The 15,630-nt window shown below is 65.9% G+C and carries 14 protein-coding genes and 1 tRNA gene; 4 read left to right on the top strand and 11 right to left on the bottom strand.

The window, feature by feature from the left end:
• The first annotated feature begins 211 nt into the window (after window positions 1–211).
• Entirely contained in the window at window positions 212–1,300 is a 1,089-nt protein-coding gene (locus tag X803_RS0106355; protein ID WP_026544491.1) for a GTP pyrophosphokinase, read from the top strand.
• 144 nt (window positions 1,301–1,444) lie between these two features.
• On the opposite strand, the gene X803_RS0106345 is transcribed toward X803_RS0106355, so the two are convergent.
• The 8 genes from X803_RS0106345 to X803_RS18210 form a co-directional block, all read right to left on the bottom strand.
• Entirely contained in the window at window positions 1,445–3,172 is a 1,728-nt protein-coding gene (locus X803_RS0106345) for a cytochrome b/b6 domain-containing protein (RefSeq protein ID WP_026544490.1), read from the bottom strand.
• A gap of 2 nt (window positions 3,173–3,174) precedes the next feature.
• Window positions 3,175–4,161: an electron transfer flavoprotein subunit alpha/FixB family protein gene (locus tag X803_RS0106340; protein ID WP_026544489.1), complete on the bottom strand. Its 987-nt coding sequence runs from the start codon at window positions 4,159–4,161 to the stop codon at window positions 3,175–3,177.
• A 10-nt stretch (window positions 4,162–4,171) separates the two neighbouring features.
• Window positions 4,172–4,948, bottom strand: a complete 777-nt coding sequence (locus X803_RS0106335) for an electron transfer flavoprotein subunit beta/FixA family protein (protein ID WP_026544488.1) — start codon at window positions 4,946–4,948, stop codon at window positions 4,172–4,174.
• Window positions 4,949–5,054: 106 nt separating this feature from the next.
• Window positions 5,055–6,539, bottom strand: a complete 1,485-nt coding sequence (locus X803_RS0106330; RefSeq protein WP_156929986.1) for a flotillin family protein — start codon at window positions 6,537–6,539, stop codon at window positions 5,055–5,057.
• 138 nt (window positions 6,540–6,677) lie between these two features.
• Window positions 6,678–6,878, bottom strand: a complete 201-nt coding sequence (locus X803_RS0106325; protein ID WP_026544486.1) for a hypothetical protein — start codon at window positions 6,876–6,878, stop codon at window positions 6,678–6,680.
• A 55-nt stretch (window positions 6,879–6,933) separates the two neighbouring features.
• Window positions 6,934–9,309 carry a phosphoketolase family protein gene (locus tag X803_RS18215; protein ID WP_051470526.1) on the bottom strand — a complete coding sequence of 792 codons (2,376 nt, stop codon included), beginning with the start codon at window positions 9,307–9,309 and terminating at the stop codon, window positions 6,934–6,936.
• A 62-nt stretch (window positions 9,310–9,371) separates the two neighbouring features.
• Entirely contained in the window at window positions 9,372–11,825 is a 2,454-nt protein-coding gene (locus X803_RS0106315; protein ID WP_026544485.1) for an ATP-dependent DNA ligase, read from the bottom strand.
• A 40-nt stretch (window positions 11,826–11,865) separates the two neighbouring features.
• Window positions 11,866–12,345 (bottom strand): SRPBCC domain-containing protein, encoded by a 480-nt coding sequence (locus tag X803_RS18210; protein ID WP_156929985.1) that lies wholly within the window; start codon window positions 12,343–12,345, stop codon window positions 11,866–11,868.
• Between the two features lie 46 nt (window positions 12,346–12,391).
• On the opposite strand from X803_RS18210, the gene X803_RS0106305 reads away from it, so the two are divergent.
• Together X803_RS0106305 and X803_RS0106300 are read left to right on the top strand one after the other, a co-directional pair.
• Window positions 12,392–13,234, top strand: a complete 843-nt coding sequence (locus X803_RS0106305; RefSeq protein WP_026544484.1) for a non-homologous end joining protein Ku — start codon at window positions 12,392–12,394, stop codon at window positions 13,232–13,234.
• Complete coding sequence (locus tag X803_RS0106300) at window positions 13,231–13,482, top strand: hypothetical protein (RefSeq protein ID WP_026544483.1); 252 nt, start codon at window positions 13,231–13,233, stop codon at window positions 13,480–13,482. The genes X803_RS0106305 and X803_RS0106300 overlap by 4 nt, the downstream gene beginning before the upstream one ends.
• A 67-nt stretch (window positions 13,483–13,549) precedes the next feature.
• On the opposite strand, the gene X803_RS0106295 is transcribed toward X803_RS0106300, so the two are convergent.
• The 3 genes from X803_RS0106295 to X803_RS0106285 form a co-directional block, all read right to left on the bottom strand.
• Window positions 13,550–14,377, bottom strand: coding sequence for a formate/nitrite transporter family protein (locus X803_RS0106295; RefSeq protein ID WP_026544482.1), 828 nt, complete (start codon window positions 14,375–14,377; stop codon window positions 13,550–13,552).
• A gap of 87 nt (window positions 14,378–14,464) precedes the next feature.
• Window positions 14,465–15,073 (bottom strand): flavodoxin family protein, encoded by a 609-nt coding sequence (locus tag X803_RS0106290; protein WP_026544481.1) that lies wholly within the window; start codon window positions 15,071–15,073, stop codon window positions 14,465–14,467.
• A 57-nt stretch (window positions 15,074–15,130) separates the two neighbouring features.
• Window positions 15,131–15,370 carry a DUF2630 family protein gene (locus tag X803_RS0106285; protein WP_026544480.1) on the bottom strand — a complete coding sequence of 80 codons (240 nt, stop codon included), beginning with the start codon at window positions 15,368–15,370 and terminating at the stop codon, window positions 15,131–15,133.
• A 147-nt stretch (window positions 15,371–15,517) separates the two neighbouring features.
• Here X803_RS0106285 and X803_RS0106280 point away from each other — a divergent pair.
• A tRNA-Val gene (locus X803_RS0106280) sits at window positions 15,518–15,591 on the top strand.
• The last annotated feature ends 39 nt before the right edge of the window (window positions 15,592–15,630 follow it).

The raw sequence follows: 15,630 nt of genomic DNA, 5'->3' as shown, positions 1-15,630 counted from the left end.
CGGGTCACTGCCGTAGGCATAGCGCTGCGGTGCCATGGCTTCCTTGCTGTCGGCGAAACTCGGTGACCCCTCTCCCGGGCTCCTCCGGTTGCCGGCGCTGCAGCTCACGAGTCCGGCAGCACCCAGCAGTGTCCCGCTGAGAACTGCGCGTCGCGGGAGGCAGGTCACCTTCGACAGCGTAGCCGGTGGGGGTGGCGGGTGTTTAGATGGGTTGGTGAGTGCATGGGATGAGTTGGATGAGCGGCTGCGGCCCGCCGTCGAAGAGAGCGTCCGCGAATATGAGCGTGTCCGGCCTGCACTCGAGGCCGTCACTGCGGACGCGCGGGAGCGGATCGAGGCCATCTTCGCGGGCACGGACCTGCGGCCGCTGTTCGTTACAGCCCGGACCAAGACTCTCGAGTCCTTCCGCGACAAGGCGTCACGGATGCTGGTTGACGGTGACGGTCCGCCCAGCCTGGTGTTCCCGGATCCGCTGCGCAACCTGACGGATCTGGTGGGCGTCCGCGTCATCACCACGCTCCCCCATGAGGTGGACATCGCGGCAAACCTCATCAAGCGGCAGCGGCACGAGTTCGACTGCCGCGGGGACCGCGAGAAGGACATCGGCTCCATTGAATCGGGCACCTACGGCTACTCCAGCCGGCACCTGATCCTGCGCACTATCCAGAACGACGCCGTCCGCGCCTACCAGCAGCTGCTTGGCTCCGATTCCGGAAGCTACCTGTTCGAGACGCAGATCCGCACCGTCCTGGCCCACGCATGGTCGGAGATTGAGCATGACATCCGGTTCAAGTCCTTCAACCCGAAGGCGTGGAGCCCCTACTTCGACCGTCAGTTCACCGCCACGGCAGCCATGCTGGAGAGTGTCGAGTCAACCTTCGCGGATCTGCACTCCCGCTACCAGAAGGTCACCGGGTTCTGGGATCCGGAGGGCGAGGGCGGCGTCGAACTCACCCCCGACCGCATCCGTGAGGTGTGGCAGACCCTGTTGCCGCACGTGGACCGCAAGTCCGACGACGATTGGCGGTGGGCCGCGGAGCTGCTGGCTGCGCACGGACTGACCACGACGACGGCCCTCGCCTCGCTGCTGCAGGCGGACACCATCACCTCGGTCCGGAAGGCGCTCGACCACCGGTATTCGCCGGGGCCGGACCGTCTCCTCGACGACGTGCTGCTGTGGAACTACGGGGAGCGGCATATTGAACTGACGGCTGATCCGTCGTCGGAGTCCGGGGCGTCACGCCGCGACAGCCTGGTGCGGCGGTTCCGCCAGATCAGGACGTTCCGGTCGCGGAGCTGACTCAGCCCGGTCTACGTCTTCCCGGTGTTGGACGAGAACTACAACCTGGTCAAGACCGAGCGCCGCGTCTATGACGATGTGGTGACCCTCCAGGTTGGCGCGGACGGCACGGTAGCGGGCTGACCCCACGGGTTCCGGGCCGGGTCAGCGCGAACTGACCCGGCCCGATAGTCCAGCAATGGGGACGAGCACCACGGGCCTGGCTGCAAGCCACGCGCCGGCCACCAGCAGGAGCGACACGAAGAAGATCCAGAAACCGGTCCAGTTCACTGCGTCCTGCCCGGCGTACATATGATTCAGGTTGCGCAGCGCACCCGTGGCGAACACCAGCGCAACATGGCCGATGATGAACACCACGAAATAGAGCATCACCGGGAAATGAATGGCCCGTGCCCATTCAACCGGGTAGGCCCGGTTGAGCTTAGCGGCCGTCTTCGGCCAGAGCCCGGACATGCGGGCACCGCTCAGCGCGGCCAGGGGCGCCGCGACGAAGACGGTGACAAAATACGCGAGCATCTGGAGGCTGTTGTAGTTCACCCAGCCGTTCTCCGTGGGCCAGTCCAGCGAAACATACTGGATCAGCGCCGACAGGGCGTTCGGGAACACCTCCCAGGTGGTGGGCACCAGCCGCACCCAGTGCCCGGTGACAAACAGCAGCACAACGAACACCAGTCCGTTCAGAAGCCACAGGATGTCGAGGGCCTGGTGGAACCACAGGGTGATGCTGATTTTTCCGGCGTCGCCCCTGGACCATTTCGGTGTCCAGTATCCGGGGGGTCTTGCTTCCCTCCGGACCTGCAGCCCCGACCGAATGATGAGGACGATCAGGAAGAAGTTGAAGAAGTGCTGCCACTGCACCCACGCGGGGAATCCCGGCTGGGCGCCCTCCGGTAAGGGAGTCTCGCCCGGGTAGCGCGCCAGGAAGTCCTGCATGAAGCCGAGCGTGACAAACCAGCGGGTGAAGAACACCACGGTCAGCGCGACCGCGAGAAGGCCCACGGCACCCACCAGCAGCCTGGCCGTGCGGCTCCGGGGTCCGGCCGGCTTCCGGACGCCCGGCTTCGCCTCCCGGGCGGGTTCTTCGGGTACGGGTTCTTCGGGTACGGTTTCCGCCGGGCTGGCGGGCGTGGCGGGATGTGGGCGGCGGTCTCCTGATGCCGCTGGTGCCGGTTGGGGTTCCGACGACGGCGGCGCCTCCTGCTCGTCGGTCGGGATCAGTGCTTCTTCCTCCCGCACCTCCGTCCGGGTCGCAGGGACGGCCGCCGACGGCTCAACCGGGACGGCCGCTACAGGTTCGACAGCGATTACGGTTTCGGGTGGCCACGGGTCGCCGCCCGGCACGCGGGGCAGTCCACGTCGCAGACCGTCCGCGGCCACCGGTGCAGTGATCCGGCCGGGGGTTTCCGCCGGACGGGTGGTTTCGCTCGCGGATGGTGCGGCTGCCGACGGCCCCGGCTGCCCGACCGGCTGTGCCGGTGCGGACCCAGCCTCGATCTGCGTGTCCTCCGCGGCCGTCTCTGCGGAGCGCCCTGCGGTGGACAGGGAGCCGGCCGCGGGCCATGGCTCTCCTCCGCGCACCCGGGGCAGACCCCGGCGAACGGCGCGCGCCGGTGCCGGCGCTGTCTCCGCCCCCGCGGCAGGCGCGGCGCGCTCTGCAGGAGGCGCCGTCGTCGTCATGGTTTCGGTGGAAGGCGTAGCCGTCGACGCAGCTTCAGCAGCAGGCAACACAGCCCCTTCGGCAGGTGCCGCCGTCGCCGTCGCCGGTTCAGGCTGCTCAACCAGGCCGGCGGGAGCGGCGTCAGCGGGTGGCCACGGTTCTCCGCCGCTTCGGCGGGGCAACCCCCGGCGCAGCGTGCGGCCGTACGTCGCCATGCCTACTCCTTCCGCGCCGACAGCGAGCTGATCAGTTGCGGCACCACGTCGAAGACGTCTCCCACCACACCGAAGTCGGCGATTTCGAAGATCGGCGCGTCCGGGTCCTTGTTCACGGCGACGATGGTTTTGGCGGTCTGCATGCCGGCACGGTGCTGGATGGCGCCCGAGACACCAAGCGCCACGTAGAGCTGCGGCGAGACGGATACCCCGGTCTGGCCGATCTGGTAGCTGTTCGGAACCCAGCCGGCGTCCACCGCCGCACGGGAGGCACCGACGGCCGCACCCAGGACATCCGCCAACTGCTCGACCAGGGCAAACTGCTCCTGGGAGGTGAGCCCCCGGCCACCCGCTACAACCTTGGCCGCGCCGCGCAGCTCAGCACGGGTAGAGGTCACCGCCCGCTCCTCGAATGACTCGATCGATGCCGCCGGCACTCCCGAGGACGCAACGTCGAGCGTCCGGACGTCCGGGGTGGCGGCCTCTGCCCGGGCATCCACGGCACCCTCGCGGAGTGTGATCACAGGTGCACCGAAGGTGGGCGCGGATTCGACGGTGTAGGCACCGCCGTAAACAGAGTGCTGGGCAACGATTCCCTGATCGTCGCGCGCCACTCCCACGGCGTCAACCGCAAGTGCGGAGCGCGTGCGCGCAGCGAAGCGCCCGGCCACATCACGGCCGTCCACAGAGTTGGAAATCAGGATGGCGTCCGGCTTCACCAGGTCGACCGCCGCCGCAAGGGCATCGACGGTGGGTACCGTCAAGAGCGCCGAGGTTCCCTCCGGCTCCGCGGTGAGCACCACCGCTGCGCCGAGACGGCCTGCAGCCCGCGCCGCATCATCTGCCTTTCCGGGAATTCGCGTTATGAGGGCCACCGGCGTGCCGACCCGGGCGGCTGCGCCGAGCAGGCCCGCTGCGCTCCTGGCCGGTTCGCCCGAGGGAGTGGTTTCGATGAGGACGAGGATTGAATCTTCGGGGAATGCGGTCATCATCGGTTCCTTATGCCAGTCGGTTCTGGACCAGGAACTCGGCGAGCTTCTCGCCGCCGTCGCCCTCGTCAATGATTTTGGTTCCGGCTGATCGGGCCGGCCGTTCGGAGACGGCGAGCATGATGGACCGCGGGGTGTCGAGCGACTCCGGGTCGATTCCAAGATCAGACGCCGTCAGCGTTTCCACCGGCTTCTTCTTCGCCGCCATGATGCCCTTGAAGTTGGGGAAACGCGCAGCCGGGAACCGCTCGGTGATGGAGATGACCGCCGGGAGCGGGGCGCTGACTTCCATGATCCCGCCGTCAGTCTCCCTCGTTCCGCTGACCCGGTCGGCGGTGATGTTCACCGAGGTCAGTGCACTGGCGTACGGGACCCCCAGGAGTTCGGCGATCATGGCGGGCAATACGCCGCCGGAGCCGTCGGTGGACAGGTTCCCGGCGATGACGAGGTCCCACTCGGCGCGTCGGATCGCGGCGGAAAGGACGTCCGCGGTGAGCCCCAGGTCGGCGCCCGCCAGCTTTTCATCGGCAATGTGCACCAGCCTGGACGCTCCCATGGCGAGGGCCTTGCGCAGTGTGGCCGCGGCCGATTCAGGGGCCATGGACATCACGGTGATATCAAGGTCCTCGATTGAACCCGTCTGCGACAGTGCCAGCTCGAGCGCACGCTCGCCGATCTCGTCAAGCACGGACTCGCCGGCGCCGCGCTCCGCCAGTCCTGTCTCGAGATTCAGCGTGCGTTCGCCGTAGGTGTCCGGCACCTCTTTCATCAGAACGATGATCTTCATTGACCCTCCCGAGTGACTGACTTCCGCTGTTCCCGGCTGCGCCTCCTCGAACTCAGTGAAGGAGCGTTAACCGAAAACCGTCTGCACCGAGGATACCGTGAGACTTCTAGGAAGTGGTGTCCGCCGGGGCAGCGGGCGAAGGCTTTGTCCCGTCGCTGCCCCAGTTGCGGAGCATTTCGACGGCGTCCAGCCCGGTGGTGTCCTTCAGCAGTTGGAATGTCTGGTGCAGCCCGCTGCTGACGTTCCTGCTGAGCTGGCTTGCACCGTCGCTGGAAATGACGGTCATGTTGTCGACGGCGGACATGGGTGCGGCGATCTCGCGGGCCACCAGCGGCAGCATCTCCATGACTTTGTTGAGGACGGCGGCATCGTTGAACTGCTCGTAGGCACGTGCCTGCGCTTCGATACCCTGCGCTTCCGCGATGCCCTTCTGGCGCACGACGTCGGCCTCAGCCTCACCACGGACCTTGATGATCTCAGCTTCGGCAGCACCGTTGGCCCGGGTCACCGCGGCGGCGGCGTTGCCGCGGGCGGTGCTCGCTGCAGCCTCGGCTTCGGCAGCCACCTTGTCGCCCTCCGCGGTCAGACGGCGCTTGGTCAGCAGAACCTCGGCCTCGACCTGATCGGCTTCCGACTGGCGTTTGCGCTGCTCGAGCTTGGCGGCGGCTTCCTGCTCCACACGGTACTTGTCCGCATCCGCCGGCTTGCGGATCTCGATGTCGAGTTCACGTTCACGCAGCTCCGCCTGGCGCGAGGTCACCTGCTGCTCCTTGAGCAGGATCGCTTCCTTCTGCTCAGCAGCGGCGAGCGGCCCGGCGGCGTCGGCCTGCGCCTGGCGGGCGTCGGCCACTTCCTTGAGCTCGGCCCGGCGGATGGCCAGGCGCTGCTCGGCGAGCGCTACCTGCTCGTCGGCGATCGCGGCTGCCTCAGCTGCTTCCTGGGCCGCGTTCGCCTCGGCAATCTTGGCGAGCTTCTCGGCCAGCGCGGCCTCGGGGCGGCCGAGGTTGGTGAGATAACTGGAATCATCGTTGACGGACTGGATCTGGAAGGTGTCGATCACCAGGCCCTGGTTGTGCATGGAGTGCTCGGCCTCTTCCTTCACGCTCTTGGCGAAGGACGCACGATCCTTGATGATCGAGTCAACCGTGAGGGTACCCACGATGGAACGCAGTGATCCGGACAGGGTCTCCTGCGTGTAGTGGTCAATCTGGTCCTGCTGGTTCAGGAAGCGCTGCGCCGCCCGGCGGACGGCTTCCTCGTCCCCTCCCACCTTGATCTGTGCCACGCCGGTCAGGTGCAGCTTGATCCCGTTCTTGGAAATTCCCTCGATCTGGAGGGTCACCTGACGCGATGCCAGCGAGATCGAGAACGCACGCTGGGTGAACGGATTGATGAAGGTGCGCCCGAACACCACCCGCTGGCTTTCCTGATTTCCCTTGCCCGTGATGATGAGCGCTTCCGACGGGCTCGCGATGCGCAGGGCCATGCGCGCAATGACTGCGGCAATCAACCCCAGAACCAGCACCGCGCCGACGATCACCGCAAGCGTGATCAACAGACCAATATCCACAATTCCCCCAGGTAGACTCATCCCGCGCACGCTCCTGTGCGCCATATCGGACGCTACACCAAAGATTCCCGGCGGCCATCAGCAATTCGGACTATCCACACCCCGAGTGCGCAGGCGACGGCCGCGCAGGGGCAAGCGCCGTCGTCGGGCACTGGCTGATCAGGCGCCTTCGCGCCGGGCATCTGCCCAGCTTTCGGCCGCGGCAAGCTGCCTGCGGGCAGCAGCGACCACTGCATCCGGCCGCGGGTTCCGCCAGGCCTGCTCGAGATCGAAGAGTGCGTCCGAGACAGCGCGGCGGGCAGCAGCCAGAATGGTTGAATCATCCGCCGAAGCGGTCTGGGTTACCTGGATGGTGCTCATAACACCTATTCGTACCCGCGGGACCTTGGGATTTCTCTGTGCCATCGGCACGACATTACGCGTTGTCGGGCGATGCCTCCTCCAGCAGCCATCCGGTCACTGCGGCGATGTCCTTGCCGGCGTCGCGCGTGTACTGCCAGGCACGCTGCCGCTCATCCTGGAGGTGCTGCCGCAGCCCCGCCTGCGTGGACCGCAGGGACGGCACCCTGTCGATCACGTCCATCGCCAGCTGGTACCGGTCGATCTGGTTCAGCATCGCCATATCGAACGGCGTGGTGGTTGTTCCCTCCTCCTTGTATCCGCGGACGTGGAGGTTGTCATGGTTGGTACGGCGGTACGTCAGCCGGTGGATCAGCCACGGGTAGCCGTGGTAGGCGAAGATGACGGGCCGGTCCCGGGTGAAGAGGGTGTCGAAATCCCTGGCCGGCAATCCATGCGGGTGCTCGGAATCATCCTGGAGCCGCATCAGGTCAACCACGTTGACCACGCGCACCCTGAGATCCGGCAACGCCTCCTCCAGCAGTTTGGCCGCGGCCACCACCTCGACGGTGGGCACATCTCCTGCAGAACCCAGTACGACGTCGGGATCCTCCCCGCCGTGCGGATCCTCACTTCCCGCGAAGTCCCAGACTCCGATGCCGCGCTCCACGTGGAGCCTGGCGTCCTCCGGGCCAAGCCAGGTCATGGTGGGCTGCTTGCCCGTGACGATCACGTTGACCCGGTCCCGCGTCTGCAGGCAGTGCTCTGTCACGGCGAGCATGGTGTTGGCGTCCGGGGGGAGGTAGACACGGATGACGTCGGCCTTCTTGTTCACCACGTGGTCGATGAATCCAGGATCCTGGTGCGAGAAGCCGTTATGGTCCTGCTGCCAGACGTGGCTGGAAAGCATGTAGTTCAGGGACGCGACCGGCTGCCGCCAGGGCAGGTCCTGGTGCACCTTGAGCCACTTTGCGTGCTGATTGAACATCGAATCCACAATGTGCACAAACGCCTCGTAGCAGTTGAACACCCCATGGCGTCCGGTGAGGAGGTACCCCTCAAGCCAGCCCTGGCACAGGTGCTCGCTGAGGACCTCGAGAACCCGGCCGGACCGCGCAAGGTGCTCGTCGACGTCGTCAATCCGGTGCTGCCATGCCTTGTCGGTGACGTCATAGACGCTCTGCAGTCGGTTGGACGCGGTTTCATCCGGGCCGAAGAGCCGGAAGTTCTCCGGATTCAGCCTGATGATGTCCCGCAGGTAGCCTCCGACCGTGAGCATGGGGCTCACCTTTTCCCGGCCCGGCTTGTCCACGGCGACGGCGTGGTCGGCGTAGGCGGGCAGGCGAAGGTCCTGCAGAAGCCGGCCTCCGTTGGCATGCGGGGTGGCACTCATGCGCAGATCCCCGGAGGGCGCGCAGGCAGCCACCTGCTCCGCGAGCGTGCCCTCCTCCGTGAACAGCCGGTCCGGGCGGTAGGAGCGCATCCACTCCTCGAGCTGGCGCAGGTGCGCATCGTCGTCGTGCACTCCGGACAGCGGGACCTGGTGCGCCCGCCAGGTGCCCTCCACCGGCTTGCCGTCGACGTTCGCGGGGCCGGTCCAGCCCTTCGGCGAGCGCAGCACAATCATGGGCCACGGCTCATACTCCCGGCTGGCGCCCGGTTCCTGGCGCGCTGCCGCCTGGAGTTCGGCGATCCGGTCAAGGCAGGCGTCGAGGGCCGCGGCGAAGTCCGCGTGCGCCTGCGCGGTGGTGTGCGGATCGCTGACGGTGACGAAGTGCGGTTCGTAGCCGTAGCCGCGCATCAGGTGTTCCAGCTGCGTCTCGGGCATCCGCGAGAGGACCGTGGGGTTGGCGATTTTGTACCCGTTCAGGTGCAGGATCGGCAGCACCGCGCCGTCGTGCTGTGCGTCCAGGAAGCTGTTCGAGTGCCAGCTGGCCGCCAGCGGTCCGGTCTCCGCTTCGCCGTCGCCGATGACGCAGGCGGCGATGAGCTGCGGGTTGTCGAAGACCGCCCCGAACGCGTGGGCGAGGGAGTACCCCAGCTCGCCGCCCTCATTGATGGAACCGGGCGTTTCCGGCGCCGCATGTGAAGGGATTCCGCCCGGGTAGCTGAACTGCCGGAACAGCTCCTTCAGGCCCGCCTCGTTCCTGCCGACATGGCTGTAGGTTTCCGTGTAGGTTCCCTCGAGCCACGCGTTGGCGACGTTCGCGGGGCCCCCGTGGCCGGGGCCGGTGATGAACAGCATCTCCTGCCGGCGCTCCACGATGGTCCGGTTCAGGTGTGCGTAGATGAAGTTGAGGCCCGGGGTGGTTCCCCAGTGGCCGAGCAGCCGTTCCTTCACATCCTCCCGGCGCAGCGGCCGGCGCAGCAGCGGGTTGTCGCGCAGGTAGATCTGGCCGACGGACAGGTAGTTCGCCGCCCTCCACCAGGCGTCAAGCTGTTCCAGTTCCATGAGACTCCTCCCCACCTTTCGCTTCCCTCGGAATAGCCGGCGCCTTATCCCCGCCGGTCACTTCAGATTTCGACGACGACGTCGGACGGTTTCTTGTCCGGCCGCCACCCCCGCCAGACCGGGTGGCGTAGTTTGCCCCCGGACGTGCGTTCGCTGAACTGCACCTCACCGACCAGCGCGGGACGGACCCACCGCGCGTCCGCCGCGTCAGGTGCCGGAACATCCTCGAGCGGGGCGGTCTTACGGGCCATTTTCTTCAGCCGTGATCCGATCTCCGCGAGCTCCCGCTCCGTCAGGCCGGAGCCGACCCGTCCGATGTACTTCAGGTCAACGCCGTCCGGGATCGCCACCAGCAGCGACCCCACCTTGTGCGCGCGGCTCCCCTTGCCGGGCCGCCAGCCGACGACAACGACCTCCTGGGTCAGCGAATGCTTGATCTTCACCCAGGACTCCGACCGGCGTCCCGGTGAATACGTGCTGTTCACCCGCTTTGCCATGATCCCCTCAAGGCCGAGTTCCTTGCTGGCCTCAATGGCCTCGTCGAGTGTCGCATCGAGGGCGGGCGGCACCTGGATATGGCCGTCGCCGGGAGCATCCACTGCCTGTTCGAGGACCTCCCGGCGCTGTGAATACCCGAGGTCCAGCAGGGAGTTCCCGTCCAGGTGGAGGAGGTCGAACAGGAGGAAATGCACGGGAGTCCGCTTCCTGGCCGCGTCGATGTCGGACTTCTTGGTCAGGTTCATCCGCCCCTGCAGCAGGCCGAAGTCCGGGCGGCCGGCCTTGTTGATGGCGACGATTTCACCGTCAAGCACTGCCTGTTCACCATTGACGTAGCTGCCGAGATCCGCCAGTTCCGGGTACGCCTTGGTCAGGTCATTTCCGTTGCGGCTCAGCAGCCGGGTTCCCTCCGGCGTCACCGTTGCCACGGCACGGATGCCGTCCCACTTCATCTCGAATGCCCAGTCATCTCCGGACCGCACGATTCCCGGGGAACCAGTGGTCGCCAGCATGGGTTTCAGGGTGGGCAGATCCTCTGTAGTCCGCGGCGTGAACGCGGGCGGCGACGGCTGGCCGGGTTGTTCCTTCATCAGGTGGATCAGCCAGTTCTTCTCCGACGAATCCGTGGCGCCGCCCGTGTGGATCAGGGCAAACCTGCGCACGGCATTTCCACCCTTGGCCAGTCCGCCGTCCTCACGGCCCTGCAGCGTGCAGATGACTTCCTTGCCCGGCCGCCACTTCTCCGCCTCATACGTGCCCGAGTCCCAGATGTACACCTCGCCGGCACCGTACTCACCCTTCGGGATGGTGCCTTCGAACGATCCGTAATCCAGTGGATGGTCCTCGGTCTGCACCGCGAGATGGTTCACGCCGCTGGACGTGGGCGGGCCCTTGGGGATGGCCCAGGAGACCAGGACGCCGTCGCGTTCCAGCCGGAAGTCGTAGTGCAGGCGGCGGGCGTGGTGCTCCTGGATGACGAAGCTGTTGCCGCCGGCCTCCCCCACCGTGTCCGGGACCGGTTCCGGCGTCTTGGAGGCGTCCCGCATGGAACGGTACGTGTGCAGCCGGTCGCGGGCGCCGTCGTCGTGCTGGTCGGTTGAGGGGACCGCGGCGGGGTCTGCGCGGCCGGTGTCCATGTCCGCCAGCAGGTCACCGTGCTCGGCAATGCGTTCAATGACCTGGTGGTAGTCGAGGTGGTCCAGGTCCGGGCTGTCGAGTTCCTCCCAGGTCCGCGGTGCCGCAACCGTGGGGTGGGCCTTCCCGCGCAGGGAGTACGGGGTGATGGTGGTCTTGTTCCGGTTGTTCTGGCTCCAGTCGAGCAGTACTTTTCCGCCGCGCAGCGACTTCTTCATGTCGCTGACCACCAGGTCCGGATGGTCCGCTTCCAGGACGCGGGCCAGTTCCTTCGCGACGGCGGACACCTCGTCCGAGGTCTGCTTGCGGTCCAGCGCCGCGTACAGGTGGATGCCCTTGGAGCCGCTCGTGACCGGCCGCGGGTCCAGGCCCATGTCCGTGAGGATGCTCCGGGCCAGCCGGGCCACCTCGGCGCATTCGAGCAGCGTGGCTCCGGGACCGGGGTCGAGGTCCAACACCATCCGGTCCGGATTGTTGATCTCACCGTTGGGCCCGAACTGCCACTGCGGGACGTGGATTTCGAGTGCGGAAATCTGTCCCAGCCAGGTCAGCGTGGCCAGGTTGTTGAGCATCGGGTAGACGTTGGTGTGGTCGCTGTGCTCGATCCCGTGGCGCTCGATCCACGACGGCGCGGACTTGTCCAGGTTCTTCTGGAAGAACACCTCTCCCGGCTTATCCTCCGTGCCGACGCCGTTCACCCACCTCTTCCGGGTGACGGGCCGGTTGCGCGCGTGCGGAATAAGGCAGTCGGCAACGGCCGCGTAATAGGCCAGCACGTCTGCCTTGGTGGTGCCCGTCTCCGGATACATCACGCGGTCGAGGCTGGTTAGCTTCAGGCGGCGCCCATCGACGGTGACCGTCTGCTGCGCGCTGCCTGGAGCCATTTCCCCAGTCTTGTAGGGATGCGCGCTTTACGCCAGTGGCCTACCCGAGCTGGTCCTCATACCTGGCCACGTACTCGTCCCACAGCGCCGGGTCCTGCCCCAGCGGGCGTTCATTCAGGTAATCGTCCAGGCCCATCAGGGTGAGGTGCCAGCCGGCTGCGGTGCGGGCGAGGTCCTGGCCCTCCGAGAGGGTGTTGGTGAGCGTGAGGAGGCTGCCGCCGTCGTCGTCGTCCTCGATCTCCCAGCGCAGGACTTCCTCATCCCAGGTGTAGGCGAGGAGCCGGGGCTTCTCCGCTTCCAGGACGGTGCCTTCCATGGCCCTCTGGCCGGGGAACTTGAAGGTGACCACAGCACCCGGTCGCGGCGAGATTTCCAGTTGGCACGGGAACCAGTACTTGAGCTTGTCCGGCTCGGTGAGGTGCTTCCAGAGCACCCTGGCGGGTGCGTTGAAGCGCATCTCGAACCAGAGGGCAGGTTCTCCATCGGCAAGCGTCTTGGTAACCATCGGTTCGGAGTTCACCTAAGCAATCGTAGACCGGCACCGGCAACACTGGTTCACTAGGAACATGAGAGCCATCTGGAAGGGCGCAGTAGCGTTTGGGCTGGTCAACGTGCCCGTCAAGGTTTACAGCGCCACGGAGGACCACGACATCAGCCTCCATCAGGTCCATGACAAGGACGGCGGCCGCATCCGCTACCAGCGTCGGTGCGAGATCTGCGGCGAGATCGTTGAGTACAAGAACATCGACAAGGCGTACGACGACGGCGAGCGCACCGTTGTGCTCACCAGTGAAGACCTCGCCTCGCTGCCGGTGGAAAAGAGCCGCGAGATCGAGGTGGTCGAGTTTGTGCCGAGCGACCAGATCGATCCGATCATGTTCGACCGGGCCTACTACCTTGAGCCGGACTCCAAATCCACGAAGGCCTATGTACTGCTCAGGCGCACCCTGGAGGAGACGGACCGGACGGCGATCGTTCAGTTCTCGCTGCGGCAGAAGTCACGGTTGGCAGCCCTGCGCGTGCGCGGTGACGTCCTCATGATCCAGACGCTCCTCTGGCAGGACGAGGTCCGCGAGGCCACCTTCCCCTCCCTCGACGAGAAGGTCCGTATCTCCGCCAAGGAAAAGGAGATGTCGGCGGCCCTCGTGGAATCGTTCTCCTCCGACTTCGATCCCGAGAACTTCAAGGATGACTACCAGGAGCAGCTGCGGACGCTGATCGAGGCGAAACTCGAAAAGGGCGAGGCCCTGGATACCGACGAGACGTTCGGCGAGACCGGAGAAGAGGAGGGCGGAAACGTTCTCGACCTGATGGAAGCCCTCCGCCGCAGCGTGGAGAAGAACCGCGAGAAGAAGGGCGCAGCAGCGCCGAAGAAGGCCTCGAAGGCCACGTCGAAGAAGGGCGCATGATGGGTTTCATCCGGAATGACCGCGGGGAGCAGACGGTCGCGCAACCTCCCAACGCCCCCATCATCGGGTGGGCGCTGTTGGGCGCCGCCTCCATGATGGCGCTTGAGGAGAAAAACCGGCGGGCTTTGTCAGCAGCCAGCACGGCGTGCCTGATGCTGTGGGCGGCGCTGGAGGTTACCCGCGGTGAGAGCGGGTTCCGGCGGATGATGGGCAGCCTGACCCTGGGCTGGCTTGCCCGGCGCCGGTGACCGTTGAGTTGTCCGGACACACCCCTTGTGCGTGGTCATTCACGGCGTGTCCTGCCAAACCAACGGTTCAGTTCGCCTTCTCCCGCTCGCGCTCCACAAGCTTGCGGTCCCGGACCAGCCGGAGCGCGGTGACCAGCAGTATCCCGCCGAGGATGTTGAACACCACGGTGTAACCGAACCATTCCAGCCAGTCGGCATAGCTGATGGGGGCGCCGGACTGGATGGCCCCGAAGATCAGCAGTGAATCCAGGATCGAGTGGAACAGCTGCAGCCCGGACAGCACAAAACCCCCGACGACGGCGGCAGCCAGCTTTCCGCTCATCGCCTCCGTACCGTGCTGCATTCGGGTCATCAGCGTGATGGTGCTGCCCCCGAGCAGCGCGAGGCAGACGGTCTGCCAGCTGAATTCAGCGCCGACGTAGTGCTCGGCGGCGCTGGCGACCGTTTCCGCCCACTGTGGGAACGCGGTCATGGCGATCAGCATGAAGATCCAGCCGCCGGCCAGATTCGCCACGAGGGTTCCGCCCCACAGTCTGCCGAGCTGGGCCAGACTTGCCTGCTTCGCGGTCACTGCAGCGATGGGAACGAGAAATCCTTCAGTGAAGAGCTCGCTCTTGGCAAGCAGCAGCGCTATGAGGCCGGCGCCGAAGGCCAGCCCCGCCAGCAGGTGATTGTCGGTCTGGTGGAGGACCGCAAGGTAGGCGATCACACCGATGCCTATCTCGATGCCTCCGAAGAACCCGGTGATCAGGACGTCCGGAAAGGTGCGGTGGAGGCGTTGGGCACCCTCATCCACCGTCCGGTCGAACGACTCCTCGATCTCTTCCTCGACAGGTCCGGCGTTGTTCCCCAGTTCCCGCCGCCGCGCCTCATCGTCCTTAAGTTGATCACTCAAGCGTTTGCCTGCCTCAATTTGAACCGTGAGTTGGCAGGACACACCCCTTATGCGTGAGGCAAAGCGGCGTGTCCTGCCAAATGGATGTTAGGGCGCCGGGTAGGGGGCCGACTTCAGCGACTGGGCCAGGTGCACTGCATTGGCGGTCATGGAGGAAATGGTCGAGGCAACCGGATCAGGAATCTGGTCCAGGTCCTTGAAGTCGACGGTCTGCATCGCCTCGCCCACCCAGTACACGCCGCCCTGCGCCGGCACGGTGAAGCCGATGTCGTTCAGGCCCTGGTGCATTTCCGCGGTCACGTGGTGCGCGCCGTCCTCATTTCCGACGACGGCGGTGAGAGCCACCTTGTTGTACATGATGGGCCGGCCCTCGTCATCCGTGGAGGACAGGTCCGCGTCCAGCCGCTCGAATACGCGTTGCCCGAGGCTGCTCATGTGTCCCACCCAGATGGGGGCAGCCAGCAGCAAGATGTCCGCCTCAAGAATCCGCCGGCGGAGTTCCGGCCATTCATCGCCGTTGCCCATGTCCACCTCAACGCCCGGGGCGACGTTGTGGTCCACTACCCGGGCAGACGACGTCTCGACGCCCTGCTCCTCAAGCCGGCCAAGAATGCGGTTGGCCATCAGATCGCTGCTGGACTCGGCCGGTGACGGTGTCAAAGTACAAATGAGCGCGAATGCCTTCAGGCTTGCCATGGTTTCCTTTCGCTGTCTGTCTACGATCTTCGTCACCGTTGGGTCCGTGGACGGGACTTATTGGCGGTAACCCTCAACCTGGTCGATCGGCCTTGCCTCCGCCTCCTGTGGGCTCTCGCCCGCATCCTGCTTTGCCCGCCTCTGACGCAGCAGGTCCCAGCATTGATCGAGCTCCTCCTCGACGCGGCGCAGGCGCGACCGCCGGTCATCCGCAGGGTCATCCGCGGCTGGCTCCCGCAACTCGTGCTCCTCATCGACAAGCGCCTGGATCCGCGCCAGGATGTCCTGATCGTTCATAACAAACTCCTTCGCGTGTTTGGGAAGTGATGCTCCGTGTGGAACTGTCCGGGTTTGTCAGGCTACTTACTGTCCGGCTGAATATCCATCAAATCCGGCGTTTGCAGGTTCTGTCCGGGAATGCCCTAAACTGGCTGGGAACTATTCGCCTGTGTAGCTCAGTCTGGTAGAGCATCCGCTTCACACGCGGAAGGCCCGGGGATCGAGGCCCCGCGCAGGCACTGTTCAGAAGCCCGTCCCGCCACTCGCGGGGCGGGGTT

It is taken from the genome of Arthrobacter sp. 35/47 (assembly GCF_000520475.1).
Taxonomy (GTDB): Bacteria; Actinomycetota; Actinomycetes; order Actinomycetales; family Micrococcaceae; genus Arthrobacter_D; species Arthrobacter_D subterraneus.
Note: the sequence above shows the minus strand (reverse complement) of the source record. Positions and strands in the feature narration are given on the sequence as shown.